General features: G+C 68.6%; 20 protein-coding genes. 11 read left to right on the top strand and 9 right to left on the bottom strand.

Going from position 1 to position 22,535, the window contains the following annotated elements:
• Positions 1-4: 4 nt before the first annotated feature.
• Together ettA and E3O60_RS14645 are read left to right on the top strand one after the other, a co-directional pair.
• Positions 5-1,687, top strand: a complete 1,683-nt coding sequence (ettA, locus tag E3O60_RS14650; protein ID WP_088456413.1) for an energy-dependent translational throttle protein EttA — start codon at positions 5-7, stop codon at positions 1,685-1,687.
• A 7-nt stretch (positions 1,688-1,694) separates the two neighbouring features.
• Positions 1,695-2,171, top strand: a complete 477-nt coding sequence (locus tag E3O60_RS14645) for a thioesterase family protein (protein WP_088456412.1) — start codon at positions 1,695-1,697, stop codon at positions 2,169-2,171.
• A 23-nt stretch (positions 2,172-2,194) separates the two neighbouring features.
• On the opposite strand, the gene E3O60_RS14640 is transcribed toward E3O60_RS14645, so the two are convergent.
• Positions 2,195-2,611: a ubiquinol-cytochrome c reductase iron-sulfur subunit gene (locus E3O60_RS14640; protein WP_088456411.1), complete on the bottom strand. Its 417-nt coding sequence runs from the start codon at positions 2,609-2,611 to the stop codon at positions 2,195-2,197.
• A gap of 36 nt (positions 2,612-2,647) precedes the next feature.
• Positions 2,648-3,523 carry an acyl-CoA thioesterase II gene (locus E3O60_RS14635; protein ID WP_174776328.1) on the bottom strand — a complete coding sequence of 292 codons (876 nt, stop codon included), beginning with the start codon at positions 3,521-3,523 and terminating at the stop codon, positions 2,648-2,650.
• 64 nt (positions 3,524-3,587) lie between these two features.
• Between E3O60_RS14635 and E3O60_RS14630 the strand changes: the two genes are divergently transcribed.
• Positions 3,588-4,265 (top strand): hypothetical protein, encoded by a 678-nt coding sequence (locus tag E3O60_RS14630; protein ID WP_088456410.1) that lies wholly within the window; start codon positions 3,588-3,590, stop codon positions 4,263-4,265.
• Positions 4,266-4,289: 24 nt separating this feature from the next.
• Here the strand turns inward: E3O60_RS14630 and E3O60_RS14625 are convergent, their stop codons facing one another.
• The 4 genes from E3O60_RS14625 to pepN form a co-directional block, all read right to left on the bottom strand.
• On the bottom strand, positions 4,290-5,975 hold the full coding sequence (locus tag E3O60_RS14625; RefSeq protein WP_088456409.1) for an FAD-binding dehydrogenase: 1,686 nt from the start codon (positions 5,973-5,975) through the stop codon (positions 4,290-4,292).
• Between the two features lie 53 nt (positions 5,976-6,028).
• The gene (locus E3O60_RS14620) at positions 6,029-6,469 is read right to left on the bottom strand and encodes a globin (protein ID WP_088456408.1); all 441 of its coding nucleotides are present in this window, start codon (positions 6,467-6,469) and stop codon (positions 6,029-6,031) included.
• On the bottom strand, positions 6,459-7,604 hold the full coding sequence (locus E3O60_RS14615) for a mechanosensitive ion channel family protein (RefSeq protein WP_134498484.1): 1,146 nt from the start codon (positions 7,602-7,604) through the stop codon (positions 6,459-6,461). The genes E3O60_RS14620 and E3O60_RS14615 overlap by 11 nt, the downstream gene beginning before the upstream one ends.
• A 116-nt stretch (positions 7,605-7,720) precedes the next feature.
• Entirely contained in the window at positions 7,721-10,264 is a 2,544-nt protein-coding gene (gene pepN, locus E3O60_RS14610) for an aminopeptidase N (protein WP_088458021.1), read from the bottom strand.
• A 102-nt stretch (positions 10,265-10,366) separates the two neighbouring features.
• Between pepN and E3O60_RS14605 the strand changes: the two genes are divergently transcribed.
• On the top strand, positions 10,367-11,404 hold the full coding sequence (locus tag E3O60_RS14605; protein WP_134498482.1) for a DUF2332 domain-containing protein: 1,038 nt from the start codon (positions 10,367-10,369) through the stop codon (positions 11,402-11,404).
• A gap of 7 nt (positions 11,405-11,411) precedes the next feature.
• Here E3O60_RS14605 and E3O60_RS14600 read toward each other — a convergent pair whose 3' ends face one another.
• The 3 genes from E3O60_RS14600 to E3O60_RS14590 form a co-directional block, all read right to left on the bottom strand.
• The gene (locus E3O60_RS14600; RefSeq protein ID WP_240632188.1) at positions 11,412-12,167 is read right to left on the bottom strand and encodes an exonuclease domain-containing protein; all 756 of its coding nucleotides are present in this window, start codon (positions 12,165-12,167) and stop codon (positions 11,412-11,414) included.
• Positions 12,168-12,341: 174 nt separating this feature from the next.
• Positions 12,342-13,886, bottom strand: coding sequence for an SDR family oxidoreductase (locus E3O60_RS14595; RefSeq protein WP_088456405.1), 1,545 nt, complete (start codon positions 13,884-13,886; stop codon positions 12,342-12,344).
• Between the two features lie 167 nt (positions 13,887-14,053).
• Positions 14,054-15,628 (bottom strand): MFS transporter, encoded by a 1,575-nt coding sequence (locus E3O60_RS14590; RefSeq protein WP_088456404.1) that lies wholly within the window; start codon positions 15,626-15,628, stop codon positions 14,054-14,056.
• A 283-nt stretch (positions 15,629-15,911) separates the two neighbouring features.
• Here E3O60_RS14590 and E3O60_RS14585 point away from each other — a divergent pair, with 283 nt between their 5' ends.
• From E3O60_RS14585 to E3O60_RS14555, 7 genes are all read left to right on the top strand, one after another.
• The gene (locus E3O60_RS14585; protein WP_134498480.1) at positions 15,912-16,538 is read left to right on the top strand and encodes a DsbA family protein; all 627 of its coding nucleotides are present in this window, start codon (positions 15,912-15,914) and stop codon (positions 16,536-16,538) included.
• A gap of 41 nt (positions 16,539-16,579) precedes the next feature.
• Complete coding sequence (locus E3O60_RS14580; RefSeq protein ID WP_088456402.1) at positions 16,580-17,068, top strand: ribose-5-phosphate isomerase; 489 nt, start codon at positions 16,580-16,582, stop codon at positions 17,066-17,068.
• Positions 17,069-17,109: 41 nt separating this feature from the next.
• Entirely contained in the window at positions 17,110-18,096 is a 987-nt protein-coding gene (locus E3O60_RS14575; RefSeq protein ID WP_134498478.1) for an Fpg/Nei family DNA glycosylase, read from the top strand.
• A 65-nt stretch (positions 18,097-18,161) separates the two neighbouring features.
• Entirely contained in the window at positions 18,162-18,818 is a 657-nt protein-coding gene (locus tag E3O60_RS14570; RefSeq protein WP_134408746.1) for an FMN-binding negative transcriptional regulator, read from the top strand.
• On the top strand, positions 18,815-20,296 hold the full coding sequence (locus E3O60_RS14565) for an amidohydrolase (RefSeq protein WP_134498476.1): 1,482 nt from the start codon (positions 18,815-18,817) through the stop codon (positions 20,294-20,296). Before E3O60_RS14570 ends, E3O60_RS14565 begins: the two co-directional genes overlap by 4 nt.
• Positions 20,297-20,374: 78 nt before the next feature.
• Positions 20,375-21,826 carry a sensor histidine kinase gene (locus tag E3O60_RS14560; protein ID WP_241993281.1) on the top strand — a complete coding sequence of 484 codons (1,452 nt, stop codon included), beginning with the start codon at positions 20,375-20,377 and terminating at the stop codon, positions 21,824-21,826.
• Entirely contained in the window at positions 21,826-22,524 is a 699-nt protein-coding gene (locus tag E3O60_RS14555) for a response regulator transcription factor (RefSeq protein ID WP_088456397.1), read from the top strand. The genes E3O60_RS14560 and E3O60_RS14555 overlap by 1 nt, the downstream gene beginning before the upstream one ends.
• Positions 22,525-22,535: the final 11 nt, after the last annotated feature.

Here is a 22,535-nt window from a genome sequence, read left to right as displayed (position 1 = left end):
CACTATGGCTGAATTCATTTACTCGATGGTGCGTGCGCGCAAGGCAATCGGCGACAAACTCATCCTCGACGACGTCACAATGTCGTTCTTCCCCGGAGCCAAGATCGGTGTGGTGGGCCCCAACGGTGCCGGTAAGTCCACGATCCTGAAGATCATGGCCGGGCTCGATACCCCGAGCAACGGTGAGGCCAGGCTTTCGCCGGGCTACTCCGTCGGCATCCTCATGCAGGAGCCGGAGCTCGACGAGACCAAGACCGTGCTGGAGAACGTGCAGGAAGGCGTTGGCCCGATCAAGGCCAAGGTTGACAGGTTCAACGAGATCAGCGCCGCGCTGGCCGAACCCGACGCGGACTTCGACACCCTGCTCGCCGAAATGGGAACCCTGCAGGAAGAGATCGACGCCGCCGACGCCTGGGACCTCGATTCCCAGCTCGAGCAGGCCATGGATGCGCTGCGCACCCCGCCGGGCGACTACCCCGTCGTCGACCTCTCCGGTGGTGAGAAGCGCCGCGTGGCGCTCTGCAAGCTCCTGCTGCAGAAGCCCGATCTGCTCCTCCTGGACGAACCGACTAACCACCTCGACGCTGAAAGCGTGCTGTGGCTCGAGCAGCACCTCGCCAAGTACCCCGGCGCCGTGCTCGCCGTCACCCACGACCGGTACTTCCTCGACCACGTGGCCGAGTGGATCGCCGAGATCGACCGCGGCCACCTGTACCCCTACGAGGGCAACTACTCCACCTACCTGGAGAAGAAGCAGGAGCGCCTGCAGGTGCAGGGCAAGAAGGACGCCAAGCTTTCCAAGCGTCTCGCCGAGGAACTCGAATGGGTGCGCTCCAACGCAAAGGGCCGTCAGGCCAAGTCGAAGGCCCGCCTGGCCCGCTACGAGGAGATGGTGAACGAGGCCGAGCGCGGACGCAAGCTCGACTTCGAAGACATCCAGATCCCCGTCGGCCCCCGCCTGGGCGCCCAGGTCATCGACGCCAAGAAGCTCAAGAAGGGCTTCGGCGACCGGGTGCTGGTCGAAGATCTCTCCTTCACCCTGCCGCGTAACGGCATCGTCGGCGTGATCGGCCCGAACGGTGTCGGTAAGACGACATTGTTCAAGACCATCGTGGGCCTCGAGCCGCTGGATGCCGGTGACCTCAAGATCGGCGAGACCGTCGACATCTCCTACGTCGACCAGAGCCGTGGCGGCATCGACCCGAACAAGTCGCTGTGGGAGGTCGTCTCCGACGGCCAGGACTATATCCAGGTCGGCAAGACCGAGGTGCCGTCTCGCGCCTACGTGTCCACGTTCGGCTTCAAGGGCCCCGACCAGCAGAAGAAGGCCGGTGTGCTCTCCGGTGGTGAGCGCAACCGCCTGAACCTGGCGCTGACGCTCAAGCAGGGCGGCAACCTGTTGCTGCTCGACGAACCGACTAACGACCTCGACGTCGAAACCCTCGGTTCGCTCGAGAACGCGCTGCTCGAGTTCCCCGGCTGCGCCGTGGTCATCACTCACGACCGGTGGTTCCTCGACCGCATCGCCACGCACATCCTCTCGTATGAGGGCACCGCTGAGGCGCCGGGGAACTGGTACTGGTTCGAGGGCAACTTCGAGTCCTACGAGCAGAACAAGATCGAGCGACTAGGCCCGGACGCGGCCAAGCCGCACCGGTCCGCATACCGCAAACTGACGCGCGACTAGGAACCCCATGCGGCTGCACGTTCCCATCCGGCTGCGCTGGTCGGACCTCGACGCCTACGCCCACGTGAACAACGCCGAGATGCTGCGCCTCCTAGAGGAGGCGCGCATCCAGGCGTTCTGGGTCAACGACGAGGCGGCCGGTGCATCGGGTGCGCGGGGAACCGCGGTGCTGGACGGGCGGCCGGGGGCGGCGACGCTGACCCTGATCGCCCGGATGGAGATCGAGTACCTCGCGCCGATCCCGTATCTGCGGGAGCCCATCGACGTGCAGCTGTGGATCGGCAAGCTCGGCGGCGCAAGCCTTGACGTGTGTTACGAGGTATACGGACCGGCCGGGCAGGAGTCCGCGCGGCTGTACGCCCGCGCGACCACCACGATCGTGCTGGTGGACGCGGCGACGGAGCGCCCCCGCAAGATCAACGACGTCGAACGAGCCGCCTGGACCCCATACCTGGAGCCCGCGGTCCCCTTCACCCGCAAGTAGCCCCGCTCACGAGCGCGAACGGGTCAGCCGGCGAGGACCTTGTCGCCGTCGAGGGTGACCGTGACCGCCGGGAGGGGGTCGGTGGCTGGTCCCTGGATGACCGCGCCGGTGGCGGTGTCGAAGAGAGACTTGTGGCAAGGGCAGTTCAGGCCCTTCTTCTCCGGAACCACGATGCAGCCCTGATGGGTGCAGATGGCGCTGAACGCCACGACCTCGCCGGCGGTGGGCTGCGACACGATGATCTGCGCACCATCGAACATGACAGCGATGGCGCCGCCAACGGGGATGTCGGAGAGTACCGCGACCTCGGCGGGTGAGGCCGTGCCGGCGTCGGTATCCGTGTTCGGGTCGCCGGGTGCGCAGGCGGCCAGGGCCAGGGCGGTACCGGCGCCTCCGGCGACGAGCAGGGTGCGACGGGTGAGGTCAGCGTCGTGGGTCATGATGCTCCTACTGGCTCGGACAGGTTGGGCTGCAGCCTAGTCACGGGGCTTGGGAACCCGCACCATGCCCTCCTGGGCCACCGTGGCCAGCAGCAGGCCTTCGCGGCTGTAGATGCTGCCGGTGGACAGTCCCCGGCCGCCCTGGGCGGAGGGGGAGTCCTGCACGTACAGCATCCACTCGTCGACCCGGCCGAAGCGGTGCCACCACATGGCGTGGTCGAGGCTGGCGACCTTGAGGCCCGGGGTGGCCCAGGGCAGGCCGTGCCGGCGCATAACGGGTTCCATGATCGAATAGTCGCTGACGTAGGCGAGTGCGGCGCGGTGCAGGTCGGGGTCGTCGGGGATGGGCTCGAAGGTCTTCATCCAGATCATCTGCTTGCTGGTGTGCTCGCCGTCCACGGTGAGGTAGATCGACGAGGGCACGTGGCGCATGTCGAACGGGCGGTCGTTGGCCCAGGCCCGCGCGAAGTCGTGGTCGATGTGACCGAGGGTGTCTGCCGTGGTCGGCAGGGATTCGGGGTCGGGCAGGTCGGTCGGCATCTCGATGTGATGCTCGAGACCCTCGTCGGTGTCCTGGAACGACGCGATCATCGACAGGATCGGCACGCCGTTCTGGTACGCCTGGGTGCGTCGAGTGGAGAACGATCGGCCGTCGTGGATGCGGTCGACCGAGAAGGTGATCGGGTGGTTGACGTCGCCGGGGCGCAGGAAGTAACCGTGCATGGAGTGCACGTTTCGTTCGTCGGGCACTGTGCGCATGGCGGCGACGAGGGACTGCGCGAGCACCTGGCCGCCGAAGACGCGACCTTGTGGCATCCACTGCGAGGGGCCGGTGAAGATGTCCTCACTGGTGCGGGCACCGGTGTCGGTCAGGTCGAGAGCGGCCAGAAGACCCTCCAGCGGTGCGTGCATGCTGCCTCCTTGTTCGAGCTCGGGTCCCCGGGACACCGACGTACCTTGGTAGTTTAGACAGCAGATGAGCCAGTCATTTTCCCTCTCAGATTCCCTGTCCCTCGGTGACCTCCGGGTCTACCTTTCGCGCGCCAGCCGGGTGGAGGACGGATCGGTGCGGCTCGTCTCCGCGGCGGGCGTGCTCGCCGTGTACACGGCGATCCTGTACCCGCGTGGTCTGCTGGACTCGAGCCCCACGGTGTTGGGCCTGCGCACCTTCGCGCTCACCGAACCTGTTGACCTCGACGTCGTCGTTCCGGTGCGGTCGCTGTTGGATCGGCTGCTGCGCCTCGAGGCCGCCGTCACCGACGCGGATGCTCCGGTCACCGTCACCGTGCCGCTGCAGGTATCCTCGGTCACCTGGGCGGGCATCACGCCGCCGAAGGGAGGCTGGACATCCCATGGCAGCGCCTCACCGGCTGTGCTGGAGGGCGCCGCCCGCGAGGGCATCGCCGAAGTCGCGTCCGTCATCCCGACCGGCACCGGTGAGCAGATCGTCCAACGGGTACGGTCCGAGGTCTGGGGCCGCCCGATCGAGGCCCTGGACTTCGTACCCGCCGGTGCCGGGTTCGCCGCGGTGAGCCTGGGCTTCCTCGCGGCGGATGAGCCGGTGCAGCTCTTCGAGACCGGCCCCTGGACGCGTCTGAGCACAGCCCGCGGCCACATTCTGGTACGCCGCAAGCCCTGGTCCTTGCGCGCCTGACCCTCCACCCGGGTGCGGGACGGGTTAGAGCGCGGCGGCGACGGCCCGGCCGGCGGTGCGGCCGGAGAACAGGCAGCCGCCGAGGAAGGTGCCCTCCAGCGAGCGGTAGCCGTGCACGCCGCCGCCGCCGAAGCCGGCGGCCTCGCCTGCCGCGTAGAGTCCGGGGACCGGTTGCCCGTCGGCTCCGAGAGCCCGGGCGGAGAGGTCGGTTTCGATGCCGCCCAGGCTCTTCCTTGTGAGCAGGTGCAGCTTCACCGCGATCAGCGGCCCGTTGGCGCGGTCGAGCAGCTTGTGCGGGCTCGCCACCCGAATGAGCCTGTCGCCGCGATAGTGCCTGGCCTGGCGAATCGCGTTGATCTGGGCATCCTTGCTGAAGTCGTTGTCGAGCTCCCTGTCGCGGGCCAGAATCTCCCGTTCCACCTGCGCGGCATTGATGCGCACCTCGGGGGAACGCTGCTGCATGCCCTTGATCAGCTGGTGCAGGGTATCGGCCACCACGAAGTCCTCACCCTTGCTCTTGAACGCTTCCACCGGGCCGGGCGCGCCCGATCCGAGCCGTTGGGCGAGCAGGCGCAGGTCCTTGCCGGTGAGGTCGGGGTTCTGTTCGCTGCCCGAGAGGGCGAACTCCTTCTCGATGATCTTCTGGGTCAGCACAAACCAGCTGTGCTCGTGGCCGGTCTTGAGCAGGTATTCCATCGTGCCGAGGGTGTCGAAACCGGGAAACAGCGGGGCCGGCAGGCGTTTTCCGGTGGCGTCCAGCCACAGGGATGACGGGCCGGGCAGAATGCGGATGCCGTGGGCCGGCCAGACCGGGTCGTGGTTGACGATGCCCTCGGTGTAGTGCCACATACGGTCGCCGTTGATCAGTCGGGCGCCGGCCTTCTGGGTGATCCCGAGCATCCGGCCGTCGACATGGGCGGGCACACCGGAGAGCAGCTTCGCGGGTGCCGGTCCCAGCCGGGCCGGCCACTGGGCGCGCACCAGGTCGTGGTTGCCGCCGATCCCACCGCTGGTGACGATCACCGCGGACGCCCGCAGCTCGAACTCGCCGACGATCTCCCGGCTGCTGGCCTGACCGCGCGCCGCAGCGCTCGGGATGAGCAGGCTGCCCCGCACTCCCACCACGGCGCCTCCCTCGACGATCAACTCGTCGACGCGATGCCGGTGCAGGGTGGTGACCAGGCCGGCGCGCACCCCTTCACGGACCCTGGTGATGAACGGCTCCAGGATCGCGGGCCCGGTTCCCCAGACGATGTGGAAGCGCGGTACCGAGTTGCCGTGTTCCAGGGCGGTGTAACCGCCACGTTCGGCCCAGCCGACGACCGGGAAGAACGTCACGCCGCGTTCCTTGAGCCAGGCCCGCTTCTCGCCGGCGGCGAAGTTGAGGTACGCCTCGGCCCACCGGGTCGGCCAGTAGTCCTCACCGCGATCGAACCCGGCGCTGGCGAACCAGTCCTGCCGGGCCAGAGCCAGGGAGTCCGTGACTCCCATTCGGCGTTGTTCGGGGGAGTCGACCAGGAACAGCCCGCCGAACGACCACCAGGCCTGACCGCCGAGCGAGGCGGCGTTCTCCTGGTCGACGAGCAGCACCCGTTTCCCCGCCTCCACGAGTTCGGCCGTGGCCACCAGGCCGGCCAGGCCGGCCCCCACCACGATCACGTCGGCGGAGGTGTTCGGATGCGTGGGCAGGCCGGGGCGGGCTGGGCTCATGGTGACTCCATTGTCAGTGAGGGTGCTGCGGGGCGGATGGTGCGGTTCGAGTGTTACGCGTCGAAGGTGTTGACCATAGCGTGTGCGGCTCGCTCGAGGTAGTCCCACAGGGTGGCGCGTTGCAGCGGGGGCAGGTCGCAGGAGTCGACGGCGTTCCGCATGTGCAGCAACCAGCGGTCCCGGGAATCCGGGTTCACCTTGAAAGGCTGGTGACGCTGGCGGAGCCGCGGGTGTCCGCGTTGCTCGCTGTAGGTGCCCGGCCCGCCCCAGTACTGCTCGAGGAAACCGGTCAGCCGCTCCGCAGCGGGGCCAAGGTCCTCCTCAGGGTACATCGGTTTGAGGACCGGGTCGCCGGCGACGCCCCGGTAGAACTCGGCGACGAGCTTCTCGAAGAACGGCCGGCCGCCGACCTCCTGGTAGAACGACGGGCTCACGGCGGCGGCGTTCTCGCTCGACCGAAGGTGTACTCCGAGCGGGATGTTGTCACTTGTCATCGGGCTTCTCCTGTTCGGTGGCCGCTGCGCCGCCTGGCGTGCCGGTCGATCCGGAATCGGGCTGCTGGTCCGCCGCGGGCTTCTTCGGCCGGCGCGGGGCACGAACCCGGCGGGCGGGCACGGGCTGTTCGAAGGGCGCCGTGTCGGTGCTCGGAAGCGCGGCGGCGGCCTGGGCCGCTGCATCCACCGGGGCGCCGTCTGCCGCGCCGTCACCGTTGTTGCTTCCGGCGGACACCGATCCGTCGGCCGCGGCCATCACCACGCTGTTGAGCGGGGTGAGTCCTGAGCCCATCCCGTCGAGGGCCTTCTTGAGATGGAGCCGCAGGTCACGGGCGAAGTCCCAGCGGGCGCCCACCCGGGTGCGCACGACCAGGCGCACAACGAGGGCCTCCGCCGAGATGGATTCGAGGCCCCAGATCTCGGGCTTGCCGAGCATCGCCCCGCGCCACTTGCGGCTGGACGCCAAGGCTCGGGCGACCTTGAGCAGTTCGGCCTGCACGGCCTCGACATCCGACGAGTAGGGGATGGCAAGGTCGACGATGACGCGGGCCCAGCCCTGGGACATGTTTCCGGTGCGCAGGATCTCGCCGTTCCGGACGAACCAGAGGGTGCCCTCGATGTCGCGCACCTGGGTGATGCGGATGCCGACGGACTCGACGACTCCGGTGGCCAGGCCGAGGTCCACCACGTCGCCCACGCCGAGCTGGTCTTCCATCACCATGAAGAGACCGTTGAGCACGTCCTTCACGATGTTCTGGGCGCCGAAACCCAGGCCGGCGCCGAGAGCGGCGGTGAGCAGGGCGAATGACCCGAGGATGTTCTCGTTGATCGTCGTGACGATCAGCAGGGTGGTCACGATGACGACCAGGACGTTGACGATATTGGTCAATACCGACCCGAGTGTGCGGGTGCGCTGCACGACACGCACGGCGGTGACCGGTGACACGTCCAGCGACTGGGTGTCGTCGACGTTCTGGCCCTTCTTCACCCCGGACACGATCTGCGTGACGACCCGCCTGATCACGAAGAGCAACACCCAGCGGGCGACCAGCGCGAAGATGATGATGACGACGACCTGCACGATGGTCAGGTTCCAGATGTAGTCGGCCGTAGCCCAAAAAGTGTCCCAGTTCATAGATCGACCAGTCTACCGAGCGCCGACTCGGCGCTTCCTGAAGGTGCCATACGACAACGGCGCCGCCACGATGAAAATCATCGAAAGCGGCGCCGTTGTCCGGTGGTGCCGGCGGACTACTCCTGGTCGCGGGCCTGCACGCGCAGGCTGCGTTCGACGCCGGCGAGGTTCTCCACCACGAGACGGCGAAGCGCCGCGGGCTCCGGGTTGGCGTCCAACCACGCCCGGGTCGCGTCGACCAGGGCCTGGTTCGACAGCGGCGACGGGTAGAGGCCCACGATCAGCTTCTCGGCGATGGAGTAGCTGCGCTCGGCCCACACCTTCTGCAGCACATCGAAGTACTGGCCGACGAACGGCTCGAGCAGGCTCGTGTCGTGTGCGCGCAGGAATCCGGCGGCGGTGACCCGCACGATGGTGTTCGGTGCGGTGTCCACGTCGATCAGCGAGGCCCAGGCTGCCTGCTTGCCTTCGATGGTGGGGATCGCGGCGCGCGCGTTGGCGGCTGACTGGGCACCGGTGGCGGTGTTGTCCGCGGCCAGGGCGGAGGCGATCTCCGCCTCACCGGCTTCGGCGCCGGCGACCAGCGCCGCGAGCAGCTCCCAGCTGAGGTCGGTGTCGATGTCCAGGCCCGGCAGCTTGAACGAACCGGTGCGAAGGCCCGCAACGGCGGCCAGCTGGGCCGGCGTCTCGGCGACGGAGGCGAAGAACTTCACAAACTGGAACTGAGCATCACTGCCGGCCTCTGCGCCCTGGGCCAAGGCCCAGAGTGCGTCGCCGACCGAGGCGACGGTGGCGTCGCGGTGCTCCGGGGCCACGTAATACTGCGCGGCGAGGGACACCTGGCCGAGAACCGTGCGGAGCGTCGTCGACTCGGTCTCGGTGGCGACGTTGCCCAGCACCAGCTTCACGAAGTCGCGCGGCGAGGTCTCGGCGTCGCGGGTGGCGTCCCAGACGGAGCCCCAGACCAGCGAGCGGGCCAGCGGGCTCTCGATCGCTGCGAGGTGCTCGAGCGCCACGGCGTGCGAGGCGGGGTCGAGGCGTACCTTGGCGTAGGCGAGGTCGTCGTCGTTGAGCAGGATCAGATCGGCACGGGTGCGACCGACGAGTTCCGGCACATCCGTCTGCACGCCGTCGACGTCGAGCTCGACGCGGTGGGTGCGCACCAGGGCGCCGTCGACCAGGTCGTAGAACCCGATCGCGAGGCGGTGCGGGCGGATGGTGGGGTAATCCTCGGTGGCGGTCTGCAGCACGGCGAACGCGGTGATGACCCCGGCATCGTCGACCTCGATCTGCGGGCGCAGGGTATTGACACCGGCGGTCTCGAGCCAGAGGGCGGCCCAGCCGGAGAGGTCACGGCCGCTGGCGGCCTCGAGCTCGACGAGCAGGTCGGAGAGCTCGGTGTTGCCCCAGGCGTGCTTCTTGAAGTAGGAGGCGACGCCGGTGAAGAACGCGTCGATGCCGACCCAGGCGACGAGCTGCTTGAGAACGGATCCACCCTTGGCGTAGGTGATGCCGTCGAAGTTGACCTGCACGTCTTCGAGGTCGGTGATGGTGGCCACGACCGGATGGGTGGAGGGCAGCTGGTCCTGACGGTACGCCCAGCTCTTCTCCATTGCCGCGAAGGTGGTCCAGGCTTCGGTCCACTCGGTGGCCTCGGCGGTGGCGATGGTGGATGCCCACTCGGCGAACGATTCGTTCAGCCACAGGTCGTTCCACCACTTCATGGTGACCAGGTCGCCGAACCACATGTGCGCCAGCTCGTGCAGGATCGTGACGACCCGGCGTTCCTTGATCGCGTCGGTGACCTTGGAACGGAAGACGTAGGTCTCGGTGAAGGTGACCGCGCCGGCGTTCTCCATCGCGCCGGCGTTGAACTCCGGCACGAACATCTGGTCGTACTTGTCGAACGGGTACGGGAAGTCGAACTTCTCCTCGAAGTAGGCGAAGCCCTGGCGGGTCTTCTCGAAGATGTAGTCGGCATCCAGGTACTCGAACAGGCTCTTGCGGCTGAACAGGCCCAGCGGAATGATGCGGCCGTCGCTGGAGGTGAGCTCGCTGCGCACCACGGCGTACGGACCGGCCACGAGGGCGGTGATGTAGCTGGAGATGGTGTGGGTGGGTTCGAACGCCCAGGTCTTGTTGCCGTTGCCGGCATCCGTGGGCTCTGGCGTGGCCGAGTTGGAGATGACCTCCCAGGCGCCGGGCGCGGTGACGGTGAAGGTGAAGGCGGCCTTGAGGTCGGGCTGCTCGAACACCGCGAAGACGCGGCGGGAGTCTGGCACCTCGAACTGGCTGTACAGGTACACCTCGTTGTCGACGGGGTCGACGAAACGGTGCAGGCCCTCGCCGGTGTTCGTGTACGCGGCGTCGGCGACGACGGTGAGCACGTTCTCGGCCGCGAGGTCGTCAAGCTGAATGCGGACGCCGTCGCTGACGACAGCCGGGTCAAGCGAGGCGCCGTTGAGGGTGACGCTGTGCACACTCTCGGTGATCGCGTCGATGAAGGTCGAGCTACCGGCCACGGCGCTGAAGGCGACCGTGGTGGTGCTGGCGAAGGTCGTGGGACCCGTCGTCAGGTCAAGGGTGACGTCGTAACTGGTCACGCTGACGAGCGCTTTGCGCTCCTGGGCTTCGATCCTGGTGAGGTTTTCTCCGGGCAACGGTTTCTCCATCTTCGTTTCGCGAGAGCGCTCTGGCGCATCCGCATAGAGAACAAGCCTAGCCACGGTCGCGCTGGTGGCGCGCCTGATTAGGCTGCCGGCATGAGAACCAGCACGGATGCCGGCGCCGATACCGCGCTGCGCTATCGAGCCTTCGCCGAGGTGGAGGCCCGGGGGCTGAGCGCCTGCTACGAGGCCTGGGCGGCGGGGGTGGCGCGCGATGCGGCGACGATCGGATTGATCGACCGGCTGCCGCCGACCAAACGGCAACCCAACCTGGTGTTCAGCGCGGCCAGGTTCCACGGCGCCGAGGCCGGCGGTTATCTGGGTTTCCGGGCCTGGCTGGCCGAGAACTGGGCGGTGGTCGAGCAGACGTGCCGCAGCCACGCGACCCAGACCAACGAGCCGGGCCGATGCGCGGTGCTGCTCCCGACGCTCGGGAGTCTGCCGGGGCCGCTCGCCCTGATCGAGGTGGGGGCGTCGGCCGGGCTCTGCCTGCTGCCGGACTTATACAGCTATCGGTATTGGCCGGGCGGTCGCAGTGCTGACGGCCCGGGTGACGGCGCGGCCCTGCTCGACCCGCCCGCTGGGACCAGCCCAGTGCTGCTGGAGTGCGCGGTGACCGGTTCTGTTCCCGTGCCGAGCAGGCTGCCTCGCGTGGTGTGGCGGGCCGGCATCGACCTCAACCCGCTCGACGTGACCGATCCCGCCGACGTGGCCTGGCTGGAGGCTCTGATCTGGCCGGAGCACGATGACCGGCGGGCCCGGCTGCGGGCGGCCGTGCAGGTCGCCCGCACAGCCCCGCCCCGGCTAGTGCGCGGCGACCTCAACGAGCAGGTCGAGGCTCTCGTGGCCGAGGCCCCGCCGGATGCGACCGTCGTGGTGTTCCACACGGCGGTGCTGGCCTATCTCGACGAGGCCGGCCGGGACCGGTTCGTGGCGACCATGGCCCGGTTGAGGGCCGAGCGTGGGGTGCGCTGGCTGGCCAATGAGGGGCGCACCGTGGTGCCAGGGGTGGCCGGGACGCTGCCGTCGACGCTGCCTGCGGCATCCGGTTCGGCTGACTTCGTGCTGTCGTTGGACGGCCGGGCGGTCGCGCTAGCCCAGCCGCACGGTCGCGCGGTGCATTGGCTCGGCTGAGGGCAGGCTAGATCGCCGGTGTGGCCAGCATGGGCGCAGCCGCGGCACGGTCGGCGCCGGCCCGGATCGGCCAGGCACCGTCGATGACGATCAGGTCGTCGCCCTTGGACTTGCGCAGGTAGGTCTGGAAGCTCTCGGCCTGCTCCCTGGCCCAACCGACCTGGCGGTCGTGCAGGGTGTACAGGTCGGTCTCCTCGGTCTTGGCCAACAGGGCCCAGGCGACCCGACCGGTGGCCACGGCATCCGCTTCGGCGTCGTGGGCCCCCTCGAGCAGCACGCCGTAGTACTCGGCGGTGGCCACCAGGGTGCGCTTGCCCTTGCGGTAGCGGTCCACAGCCTTGTCGATCACGTAGGGGTCGAGCACCGGGCCGAAGTCCTCGATGGGCGCCAGCCCGTAGCGGCGGGCCTCGGCGTTGAGCATCGACAGGTCGAAGCTGGCGTTGTAGGCCACGATCGGGCGGCCTCCGTCGATGCTGCGGCGCAGTACCGTGAGCATCTCGGCGATGGCGGTGGCCGGGTCGACGCCGTCACGCTGGGCGACCTCGTCGGTGATGCCGTGGATGGCGGACGCTCCCTCCGGAATGGGGATGCCGGGATTGAGCAGCCAGCTGTACGAGCCGTTCACCGTGCCGTCGCGCATGACGCGGCCGATGAAGCACGTGACGATGCGGTCCTCATCGGTGTTCACACCCGTGGTCTCCAGGTCGAACACGCACAGCGAGGGGATGTCGGCGATCGCGGTCTTGGCGGTTGATGTCTGCACGTTCCGACCCTATCGGCGCCCACCGACACTCCCGGTGAGGCGGCCGGGAGTGCCGCGCATCCTCTCCACAACTCATCGCGAAAGCGGTGAATCGGTTGCTTCAGCGCCGCGGAGGCAGCCGTGAACCCGCTTTCGCGAGATGAACCTTTCGCTAGGAGGGGGTGGTGCGGTCCCCTACCAGGTACCGGGGCGGTAGTCCTTGAGGAAGACCCCGTGCACGTCTTCGCCGGCCTCGCCGCGCACGATGGGGTCGTACACCCGGGCGGCGCCGTCAACCAGGTCGAGTGGGGCATGGAAACCCTCCTCGGCCAGGCGGATCTTGGTGGGGTGCGGGCGCTCGTCGGTGATCCAGCCGGTGTCGACGCTGGTCATCAGGATGCCGTCGGAGAGCATCTCCTTGGCGCTGGTGCGAGTGAGCATGTTCAGGGCGGCCTTGGCCATGTTGGTGTGCGGGTGCCCCGGACCCTTGTAACCGCGGCCGAAGACACCCTCCATCGCGGACACGTTCACGATGTAGGTGCGCCGAGCCTCGGATGCCGCCATCGAGGCCCGCAGACGGCTCACCAGCAGGAACGGGGCCGTGGTGTTGCACAGCTGCACCTCGAGCATCTCGAGTGGGTCGACGTCTTCGACGTTGGCCGTCCAGCTGTTCTCCTCGTGCAGGTCGGGCACCAGTCCGCCCGCGTCGATGGCGGTGCCAGCGGCCAGCCGTGCCAGCGAAGAGGAGCCGGGGGCCAGGGCCAACGCGGTGAGGTCGTCGGCGGTGAGGGCGGCGCCGGTGGCCGCGGCGGCGAGGATCGGGTGGCTGGCCACGGACGCGGCCAGCGCGGTGGGGTGCGCATCGTTGGTGTGCCCGAACGAGACGATCTCGGGCAGTTCGCCGTCCGGCAGCGGCGAGGACTCGGCCTCCACCAGCGGGGAGTACGACCCGGGGGAGCGGCGCACGGTCTGCGCGGCGTTGTTGATCAGGATGTCCAGCGGACCCTGCGCGGCGACGGAGTCGGCCAGGCCGATCACCTGGGCGGGGTCGCGCAGGTCGATGCCGACAACGCGGAGGCGGTGCAGCCAGTCCTTCGAGTCGGGCATGGCGCTGAACCGGCGCACCGCGTCGCGGGGGAACCGGGTGGTGATGGTGGTGTGGGCGCCGTCGCGCAGCAGCCGCAGGGCGATGTACATGCCGATCTTGGCGCGGCCGCCGGTGAGCAGGGCGCGTTTGCCGGTGAGGTCGGTACGGGCGTCGCGCTTGGTGTGGCTCATCGCCGCGCAGCTCGGGCAGAGCTGGTGGTAGAACGCGTCGACGAGGGTGTACTTCTGCTTGCAGATGTAGCAGGCGCGCGGCACGAGCAGTTCGCCGGCCGAGGGCCGGTCGGTGCCCAGACGCAGCTGGGCGCCGATGGTCTCGTCGTCGATGCGGGTGGGAGCCCCGGTGGCGGTGGCGGCGATGACCTCCCGGTCCGCGTCCGCGATCAGCTGGCGCTTCTCGTGGCGGCGCACGGTCTTCACCGACTTGAACATCTTGGCGGTGGCCTGGCGCACGGTGACGAAGTCGGGGTCGTCCGGGTCGATGGTGGCCAGGGAGGCGAGCACGCGCAGGGCCACCTCGAGGTCGTGGGGGTCGATCGCGGGTGTCGCGGATGCGTCGCCGGTGGGAGCATCATCGACGGACGCGACGGATGCGGGCTCTACGGGTGTGCTCTGCGGGTGTTGCTCGGTGGTCATCAGAGAATTCTACGACGGCGCATCCGCCCCTCACACAGCCGGGCGAACAGACAACTGTGGCCGGTGCGGACAATTGCGCCCGGTGTGCGGGTAACAATTGTCCGCACCGGCCACAGTTGCTTGTGTAAAGCAGTCCTCCGAAGTGGACGGGGCGGTGCGAGGTGGAGCTAGACCTTGGCCGGCTCCGAGTCGGTCTCGGTCTTGAGCGCGCTCAGGTCCATCGACGAGGTCGGCGGCTCGAAGGTGGCGTCGAACGGCATCTCGTCGTGGTCGAGCAGGGGGTTCTCGAACTGGCCGGCAACGAGCTCGTGTGCCTCTTCGACCGATTCCACGCTCGGCATGGAGCCGGGCAGCGGGCGGTTGGCGGATTCCTTGAGCCAGAAGATGCTGATTCCACCGATGAACGAGGTGGCCATCAGGTAGTAGGCCGGCATCATGTCGTCACCGGTGGCGGCGATGAGCGCCGCGATGATGAACGGCGTGGTGCCACCGAAGATGGCGACGGCGAAGTTGTACGCGATGCCCATCGCGCCGTAGCGGCTGGCCGTGGGGAACAGGGCCGGCAGCGCCGAGGCGAGGTTGGCGACGTAGAACGTCACCGGGAGGGCGATCAGGGCCAGACCGGCGAGGGTCGTGAAGACGGAGCCCATACCGATGAGCAGGAACGCGGGGATGGCGAAGACCACGGCGCTGATCGAACCCATCCAGAGCACTGGGCGACGGCCGATCTTGTCGCTCAGGCGACCGGTGAGCGGGATGCAGCAGGCCATGATCACGAGGATCGGGATGGTCAGCAGCGTGCCGTGCAGCTCGTCGTACCCCATGGTGCTGGTGAGGTAGGTCGGCATGTACGAGGTGAGAGCGTATCCGACGGTGTTCGCGGCGGCGACGAGGATCATCGCGAGGACGATGCCGCGCCAGTAGTTCTTGAAGATGGCGACAGGTCCCTTGGGGATGCTGTCGTCCTCCACGAAGTCGGGGTTCCTGGCGTTGACTTCCTGAGCGTCCAGGCTGGCCTGGAAGGCCGGGGATTCCTCGATCTTCATCCGGAAGTAGATGGCGATCAGGCCCAGCGGTCCGGCGAGCAGGAACGGCAGACGCCAACCCCACTCTTCCATGGCCGCCTGACCGAGAGTCACCTGCAGGATCGACACGAGAGCGGCACCCATCGCGAAGCCGAGGTAACTGCCCATGTCGAGGAAGCTGGCGAGGAAGCCACGGTTCTTGTCCGGAGCGTGCTCGCTGACGAAGGTGGTGGCACCGGCGTACTCGCCGCCGGTGGAGAAGCCCTGCACGAGCTTGGTCAGCACGAGCAGCACCGCTGCCCAGATGCCGAGCTGGGCGTAGCCGGGCAGGATGCCGACCACGAAGGTGGAGGCGGCCATGAGCATCAGCGTCATGGCGAGCACCCTCTGGCGGCCCAGCTTGTCGCCGAGCCAACCGAAGAACACGCCACCGAGGGGGCGGGCGATGAAGGTGGCGGCGAAGGTGCCGAGCAGGAACAGCGTCTGCACGGTCGGGTCGGCTTCGGGGAGGAAGACGGGACCCATGGTGGTGATCAGGTAGCCGAAGACTCCGACGTCGTACCATTCCATGGTGTTTCCGACGATCGTGCCGCCGAGCGCCTTCTTCAGCATCGGGCGGTCGACGACGTTCACGTCGGAGACCTTGAGCTTCCGGCGCAACAGCGGCTTCTTGATCTTCTTCACGGTGCGATCAGCACCGTTAATAGCGTTTGACATGTGTCACTTTCTGACAGTAGAGATGCCTCTTGTGGAGGTCATGACATGACTCTTGCGCAGGCACGTCGAGCCTCGAATGGAGGTCGTGAGATGCCTCAGATGGAGGTCATGTGCCCCGGATGCGGGGCCGCCCCTCGATGGGCATAAGCATCAATTTTAGCGCAATTTGCCTCAGAATCAGGCATTTCTCTTTCGATAGCCGCTCTGGACAGGGCTTTAGCCGGGTTCGGTGCGCGCCGCTTCGGCGGCATTTCGGGACCTGTGACTCGCTTAGGCTGGGTCGATGAGCGACTCTGTGACCTTCTGGTTCGACCCCTCCTGCCCCTGGGCCTGGATGACTTCTCGTTGGGTGGACGAGGTGAGTGATCTGCGCGGCTTCGAGGTGAGTTGGCGGGTGATGAGCCTCGCGGTGCTGAACGAAAACACCGACGTTTCCGAGGAGTACCGCGCGTTCTTCCCCCGGGCCCTCAAATACACCCGTCTGGTGCAGGCCGCTCAGGAGCTGCACGGCCAGGAGACCGTCAAGGCTCTCTACGACGCGCTGGGCACCCGAATCCACCACGAGGGCAACTCGGATGCCGATTCCGTGATTCCCGCGGCGCTCGCCGAGGTGGGCCTGCCGGCCGACTTCGCCCGCTACGCCGAGAGCGACGAGTTCGACGTGCAGATGCGCGCCAGCCACTTCGACGGCATCAACCGGGTGGGCCAGGACGTCGGCACCCCGGTGATCGCCGTGAACGACGTTGCCTTCTTCGGCCCGGTCATCTCGCCGGCACCGACCGGGGATCAAGCGCTGGCCCTGTGGGACGGCGTGGTCGCGGTGGCCGGCTACGACGGCTTCTTCGAGATCAAGCGCAGCCGCAGCCGCGACCCGATCTTCGCGCCCGCCCTCGTTGCGGCAGCCGAGTAGCAGCGCCGCAGCATCCCGCCCGACTAAATAGACTGCTCATCATGCGCATCCACATCGCCACCGACCACGCCGGCCTCGACTTCAGCACCCTCCTGATCAGCCACCTCGGTACGGCCGGGCACGAGGTCATCGACCACGGGCCCACCAGCTACGAACCGCTCGACGACTACCCGGCGTTCTGCATCAGCGCGGCGGCGGCCGTGGTCGCCGACCAGGCGGCCGGCGTCGAGGCACTCGGCGTGGTGTTCGGCGGCTCCGGCAACGGTGAGCAGATCGCGGCCAACAAGGTGCACGGCGCACGCGCCGCGCTGGTCTGGAACGCGGCCACCGCCACCCTCGCCCGCGAACACAACAACGCCAACGTCATCGCGATCGGCGCCCGCCAGCACCCCATCGAGGACGTCATCGCGTTCATCGACGCCTTCATCGCCACCCCGTTCCCCGGCGAGGAACGCCACCAGCGCCGCATCGACCAGCTGGCCGAATACGAGACCACCGGCACCATCGCCGGCACCGTCCTGAGCAACTGAGCTGTACCTCACCTGATCCACCGAGTCGGAAAGGCATCGCCGTGCCAGAGGGTCATTCCGTCCATCGCATCACCCGGCAATTCGCGCGCAACTTCGTGGGCCGCCCGGTGCAGCTCTCGTCGCCGCAGGGCCGGTTCGCCGCCGGTGCGGCACAACTGAGCGGTCACGTCATGACGGATGCCCGCGCCGTGGGCAAACAGATGTTCCTGGAGTTCGACAACGGGCTCTGGCTACGGGTGCACCTGGGCATGTACGGCGCCTGGGACTTCGCGGGCGACATCATCATGGACGCCACGATCGCCTCGAGCAACGGCCGGATGGGACAGACCAACCAGCGCGGCACCGACCTCGCGCCGGTGCTCGATTCAGCGGGCGAGAACTCCATGCACAGCATCGGTGCGCCCCGCCGCACCCGGGTGCGCATGGCCGAGCAAGAAAAGGAGATCGACCAGCTCGACACGTTCCCGCCCGAACCCGTCGGCCAGGTGCGGGTGCGCCTGCTCACCGACACGGTCTCGGCCGACCTCCGCGGCCCGACCGCCTGTGAGGTGCTCGACCCCGCCCAGGTCGACGCTGTGCTGGCCAGGCTCGGCCCCGACCCGCAGCTCGACGACAGCCCGGAGGCCGAACAGCGCTTCGTGGACACCGTGCGCAAGAAGCCCACCCGTATCGGCCTGCTGCTGATGGACCAGTCAGTCGTCAGCGGTATCGGCAACGTCTACCGCGCCGAGCTGCTGTTCCGGGCGAGGATCAACCCGCACGCCCCGGGCAAGTCGCTGACCGAGGAGAGCCTGCGGGCCCTCTGGCGGGACTGGGCGCATCTGCTGGCCATCGGTGTGAACACCGGCCAGATGATGACCATGGACGACCTGACCGGCGAGGATTACCGACTCGCGATGAAGAACCGCGCCGACCGGCACTGGGTCTACAAGCGCGAGGGCCTGCCCTGCCGGATCTGCGGCACCCACATCACCCTCGAGGAAATGGGCGCCCGCAAGCTCTATTACTGCCCGTCCTGCCAGGCCTGACCCGTCCCATCCGCCGCACCTGCGTCTGTCATCGCTGACCCCGCCCGCACCCCAGGAGCCCGCCCGTGAGAACCAACCCCAGCTTCGCGCTCGACCAGGTCGACGAGGTACGCCGTCTGATTCAGGAGTACCCCTGGGTCACCCTGGTGAGCTCCACGGAGGCGGGCGAGCTCGTCGCCTCGCACTACCCGGTGATCCTCGACACGGCGGCCGCCGACGGCGAGATTGTGCTGCTCAGCCACGTCGGTCGGCCCGATGAGCAGCTGCACGAGCTGGGCGCGCACGAGATCCTCGTGATCGTGCAGGGCCCGCACGGCTACATCTCGCCCGGCTGGTACGACGCCCGCCCCGCCGTGCCCACCTGGAACTTCGTCACCGCGCACCTGCACGGCACTCCCGAGATACTCTCCGACGCCGAGAACCTGCGGGTACTCGCGGCCCTGGTCGACCACTTCGAGGACCGCATGGACGAGCCCCGGCGCATGAACGGCACCCCGGAGAACGCCGACTACGCTGCCCGCATCGTCGCCGGTACCGTGGGTTTCCGCCTGCGGGTGACGCGCTTCACGGCGAAGGACAAAATGAGCCAGAACAAGCCGGCCGCCACAGTCGACCGTATCCTCGCCGAGCTCGACGGTGACGGTCCGTACGCGAGCCCGGCGCTGGCCGCCCGGATGCGCCGGGCCCGCGACAGCGCCGCCGAACCCAGCGCCGCCGAATGAGCCTGGTACTGCGCAACGGCCGCCTGCCCGGCAGCGACGACCTCGTCGACGTGCGCGTTGACGACGGCCTGATCACCTCGATCGGCTACCTCGCACCCGCGAGCGGCCACTCGCCGGCGACCCGGACCGTTGATCTGGACGGGCGCTGGATCACGCCGGGGCTCTGGGACAATCACGTGCACTTCAGCCAGTGGTCCCAGACCGCCAGGCGCCTCGACGTGTCCGACGCGACGAGCGCCCGGGCGGCCGCCGATCTGGTCGCCGACCGGCTGGCCGCGGTGCCGGCCGCCGGCAAGCACGACAGACTCGTCGGCTTCGGCTTTCGGGACGCCCTGTGGTCGGATGCCCCGAGCCGCACTCTGCTCGACGCCGCGTCAGGGCCGGTGCCGGTGGTCCTGGTCAGCGGCGACCTGCACAGCTGCTGGCTGAATTCCGCCGCCCTCGCGGTCTACGGTTTCGCGGGCCACCAGACCGGGCTGCTGCGCGAGGACGACGCCTTCGCGGTGGAACACGCCATCGACAACGTGCCGGACGCCGACCTCGACGCCTGGGCCGACGAGGCCGCCCGTGCTGCGGCCGCCCGCGGTGTGGTCGGCATCGTCGACCTGGAGATGACCTGGAACCTCGACGTCTGGCGGCGCCGCATCGATGCGGGCACCGACAGCCTGCGGGTCGATTTCGGCCTGTACACGCACCACCTCGACGACGCGATCGCGCAGGGTCTCACCAGCGGCCAGGTGATCGACGGCACCGGCGGGCTGCTCACCGTCGGCCCGTACAAGGTGATCACCGACGGCTCGTTGAACACCCGCACCGCGTACTGCTTCGACGCCTACCCCGGACTCTCCGGCGACCACGACCGTGGCATGCTCACCGTGCCCGCCGACGAGCTCGAGGCCCTGATGCGGCGGGCCGCCGCCGCCGGCATCCGCCCCGCCGTGCACGCCATCGGCGACAACGCCAACAGTCTCGCCCTCGACGCCTTCGAGGCCGTGGGCTGCACCGGCAGCATCGAGCACGCCCAACTTCTCACCGCGGCCGATGTGGCCCGGTTCGCCCGCCTGGGGATCACAGCCAGCGTTCAACCCGAACACGCCCTCGACGACCGCGACGTGGCCGACCGGTACTGGGCCGGCCGCACCGAACGGGCGTTCCGGCTGGCCGACCTGCTGTCCGCCGGGGTGCAGCTGGCGCTCGGCTCCGACGCACCCGTCGCGCCACTCGACCCGTGGGTGGCCATCTCGGCCGCCGTGGGGCGCAGCCGGGGCGAGCGCGCCGCCTGGCACCCCGACCAGGCGATCTCCCGGCAGGCCGCGCTGGCGGCATCCGCCCGAGGCCGGCACGGCATCGGTGTGGGCCAGATCGCCGACCTCGCGATCTGCGAGATCGACCCGTTTGTGGCGTCGGTGGCCGATCTGCGACGGATGCCCGTGGCCGCGACACTGCTCGGTGGCCGGTTCACGCACAGCACACTCTGAGGTGCGGGGGATAACCCCCACACAGATCCGGCGGCTGAGGGGATGGGCGCAGGCCGCCGCCGAGAGCACGCTGGAACCATGACCAACGACACCCTCAATTCCGCCACGGGCGCCGGTGACACCACCGGGAGCCCGAACTCTGCCACGCTGGGCTTCGTGCAGCCCGCCATCAAGCCCGCCGAGAGCGGCCCGAGCCCGACCGGCTATCTCAGCCTGTGGGCGCGCACGCCCAGGGAGCTCGGCTTCCTGCTGCCGACCCTGCCCATCGTCATCGTGTCCCTGACCGTCCTGGTGACCCTGTTCGCCACGGGAGTGAGCCTGGTGGCCCTGTTCGTGGGCCTGTTCATCGTCGTGGCCGCCCTGTACGCCGCCCGCGGCTTCGGCGTCGTCGAGCTCACCCGGCTGCGCTGGGCCGGCCAGCCGGCCATCACCCCGCCGCAGTGGACACCGCGCGGCGAACCCGCGACGCCGCTGCGCGCCATCCTCGGCCCGCTGGTGTCCGGTCACTACTGGCTGTACCTGCTGCACGGCATGATCGTGAATTTCATCGTGGGCGTCGTGTCCTGGTCGATCGTCATCGTGTGGCTGTCCGGCGCGCTCGGCGGGCTCACCTACTGGATCTGGAGCTGGTCGCTGCCCAACGACAGCGAGTCCGTGGGGCTCTTCGATCTGATCACCGGTTCGTTCGGCCCCGACAGCGGCCAGAACCTGGCCGCCGAGAACGTGCTGAACGCCGCCCTGGGCCTGGCCTTCCTGCTCACCCTGCCGTTCGTCACCCGCGGCATGGTCTTGATGCACCAGGGCATCGCCAGCGTGATGCTCGGCGCCTGGTCGTCCGAGGCCCTGCAGCGCGAGGTCGCCGACCTCAGCGCCTCCCGCGGCGCGGCCGTGTCGGCTGAAGACCAGTCGCTGCGGCGGCTCGAACGCGACATCCACGACGGGCCCCAGCAGCGCCTGGTGCGCCTGCAGATGGATCTCGCCAGCGCCGAACGCCGGCTCGACGACGACCCGGATGCCGCGCGCCGGCTTCTCGTCGAGGCCCGCGAACAGGCGCGCGACACGCTCGAGGAACTGCGGGCACTCTCCCGCGGACTGGTGCCGCCGATCCTGCAGGACCGCGGCCTGATCGTGGCCCTGGAGTCGCTGGCCGCTCGCAGCACCGTGCCCGTTCAGCTGGAACTGCAGGTGGACCACGACCTGCGGCTGCCCTCGGAGATCGAGCGCAGCAGCTACTTCATCGCCGCCGAACTGCTCACCAACGTGGCCAAGCATGCCGGGGCCACTGGCATCCGGCTGCACCTGGAACTCCGCCGGGTCCCGGAGGACGACTCCACCTGGCTGGACCTCTGGGTGATCGACAACGGCCGCGGCGGCGCGGTGCTGCAGGACGGCCACGGTCTGGCCGGCCTGGACGAACGCCTCAAGGGCCTGCGCGGCATCCTGTCGGTGCGGAGCCCGCACGGCGGCCCCACCGCGGTGGGCGCGCACATCCCTGTGGTGCACGACCTGGGCAGCTCCGTCGTTCGGTGATGAGTGCGCCCTATCCTGAACGGGTGAGCACACTCCAGCGTCCCACCCCGACCGCACCGCTACGCCTGGTCCTGGCAGAGGACTCCGTGCTGCTGCGTGAGGGTCTGGTGCGGCTGTTCGCCGAGGCAGGTTTCGACACCGTGGCCGCCTACGGCGACGCCGACGCCCTGCTCGCCGAGATAGAAGCCCTGCGACCCGACCTGGCGGTGCTCGACGTTCGTATGCCGCCCACCTTCCGCGACGAGGGGGTGCGCGCCGCGATCGAGCTGCGGCGCCGGCTGCCGGGCATCGGCATCCTGCTGCTCAGCCAGTACGTCGAGGGCACCTACGTGCAGGAGCTGCTGGCGTCGGGGGAGGGTGGCCTGGGCTACCTGCTCAAGGACCGGGTCGCGTCGCTCGACGAGCTGCAGGATGCCGTCGCCAGGGTGAGCGCCGGCGGCACGGTGCTCGACCCGCAGGTGGTGCGCGAACTGCTGGCCCGCCGCACCAGTCCGCTGGCGGCGCTGACCCCGCGGGAGCGTGACGTGCTCGGCCTGATGGCGGAAGGGCGCACCAACGTGGGCATCGCCGAGCGCCTCGTGATCGGGGTCGGCGCGGTGGAGAAGAACGTCACCGCGATCTTCGTCAAGCTCGGCCTCGACGACACAGGGTCCGATCACCGCCGGGTGCTCGCGGTGCTGGCCTTCCTGCAGGGCTAGCAACTGCAGGG

The organism is Cryobacterium sp. TMB1-7 (assembly GCF_004402435.1).
Lineage (GTDB): Bacteria > Actinomycetota > Actinomycetes > Actinomycetales > Microbacteriaceae > Cryobacterium > Cryobacterium zongtaii.
This window is presented reverse-complemented; position numbering and strand designations above follow the sequence as displayed.

Bases quoted from the DNA above. Each gene is read 5' to 3' on its own strand.
- E3O60_RS14620 (WP_088456408.1), bottom strand. From the start codon at position 6,469: ATGACAAGTGACAACATCCCGCTCGGAGTACACCTTCGGTCGAGCGAG.
- E3O60_RS14625 (WP_088456409.1), bottom strand. From the start codon at position 5,975: ATGAGCCCAGCCCGCCCCGGCCTGCCCACGCATCCGAACACCTCCGCC.
- E3O60_RS14585 (WP_134498480.1), top strand. From the start codon at position 15,912: ATGAGCGACTCTGTGACCTTCTGGTTCGACCCCTCCTGCCCCTGGGCC.
- E3O60_RS14645 (WP_088456412.1), top strand. From the start codon at position 1,695: ATGCGGCTGCACGTTCCCATCCGGCTGCGCTGGTCGGACCTCGACGCC.
- E3O60_RS14590 (WP_088456404.1), bottom strand. From the start codon at position 15,628: ATGTCAAACGCTATTAACGGTGCTGATCGCACCGTGAAGAAGATCAAG.
- E3O60_RS14640 (WP_088456411.1), bottom strand. From the start codon at position 2,611: ATGACCCACGACGCTGACCTCACCCGTCGCACCCTGCTCGTCGCCGGA.
- E3O60_RS14630 (WP_088456410.1), top strand. From the start codon at position 3,588: ATGAGCCAGTCATTTTCCCTCTCAGATTCCCTGTCCCTCGGTGACCTC.
- E3O60_RS14555 (WP_088456397.1), top strand. From the start codon at position 21,826: ATGAGTGCGCCCTATCCTGAACGGGTGAGCACACTCCAGCGTCCCACC.
- E3O60_RS14560 (WP_241993281.1), top strand. From the start codon at position 20,375: ATGACCAACGACACCCTCAATTCCGCCACGGGCGCCGGTGACACCACC.
- ettA (WP_088456413.1), top strand. From the start codon at position 5: ATGGCTGAATTCATTTACTCGATGGTGCGTGCGCGCAAGGCAATCGGC.
- E3O60_RS14595 (WP_088456405.1), bottom strand. From the start codon at position 13,886: ATGACCACCGAGCAACACCCGCAGAGCACACCCGTAGAGCCCGCATCC.
- E3O60_RS14615 (WP_134498484.1), bottom strand. From the start codon at position 7,604: ATGAACTGGGACACTTTTTGGGCTACGGCCGACTACATCTGGAACCTG.
- E3O60_RS14565 (WP_134498476.1), top strand. From the start codon at position 18,815: ATGAGCCTGGTACTGCGCAACGGCCGCCTGCCCGGCAGCGACGACCTC.
- E3O60_RS14605 (WP_134498482.1), top strand. From the start codon at position 10,367: ATGAGAACCAGCACGGATGCCGGCGCCGATACCGCGCTGCGCTATCGA.
- E3O60_RS14635 (WP_174776328.1), bottom strand. From the start codon at position 3,523: ATGCACGCACCGCTGGAGGGTCTTCTGGCCGCTCTCGACCTGACCGAC.
- E3O60_RS14580 (WP_088456402.1), top strand. From the start codon at position 16,580: ATGCGCATCCACATCGCCACCGACCACGCCGGCCTCGACTTCAGCACC.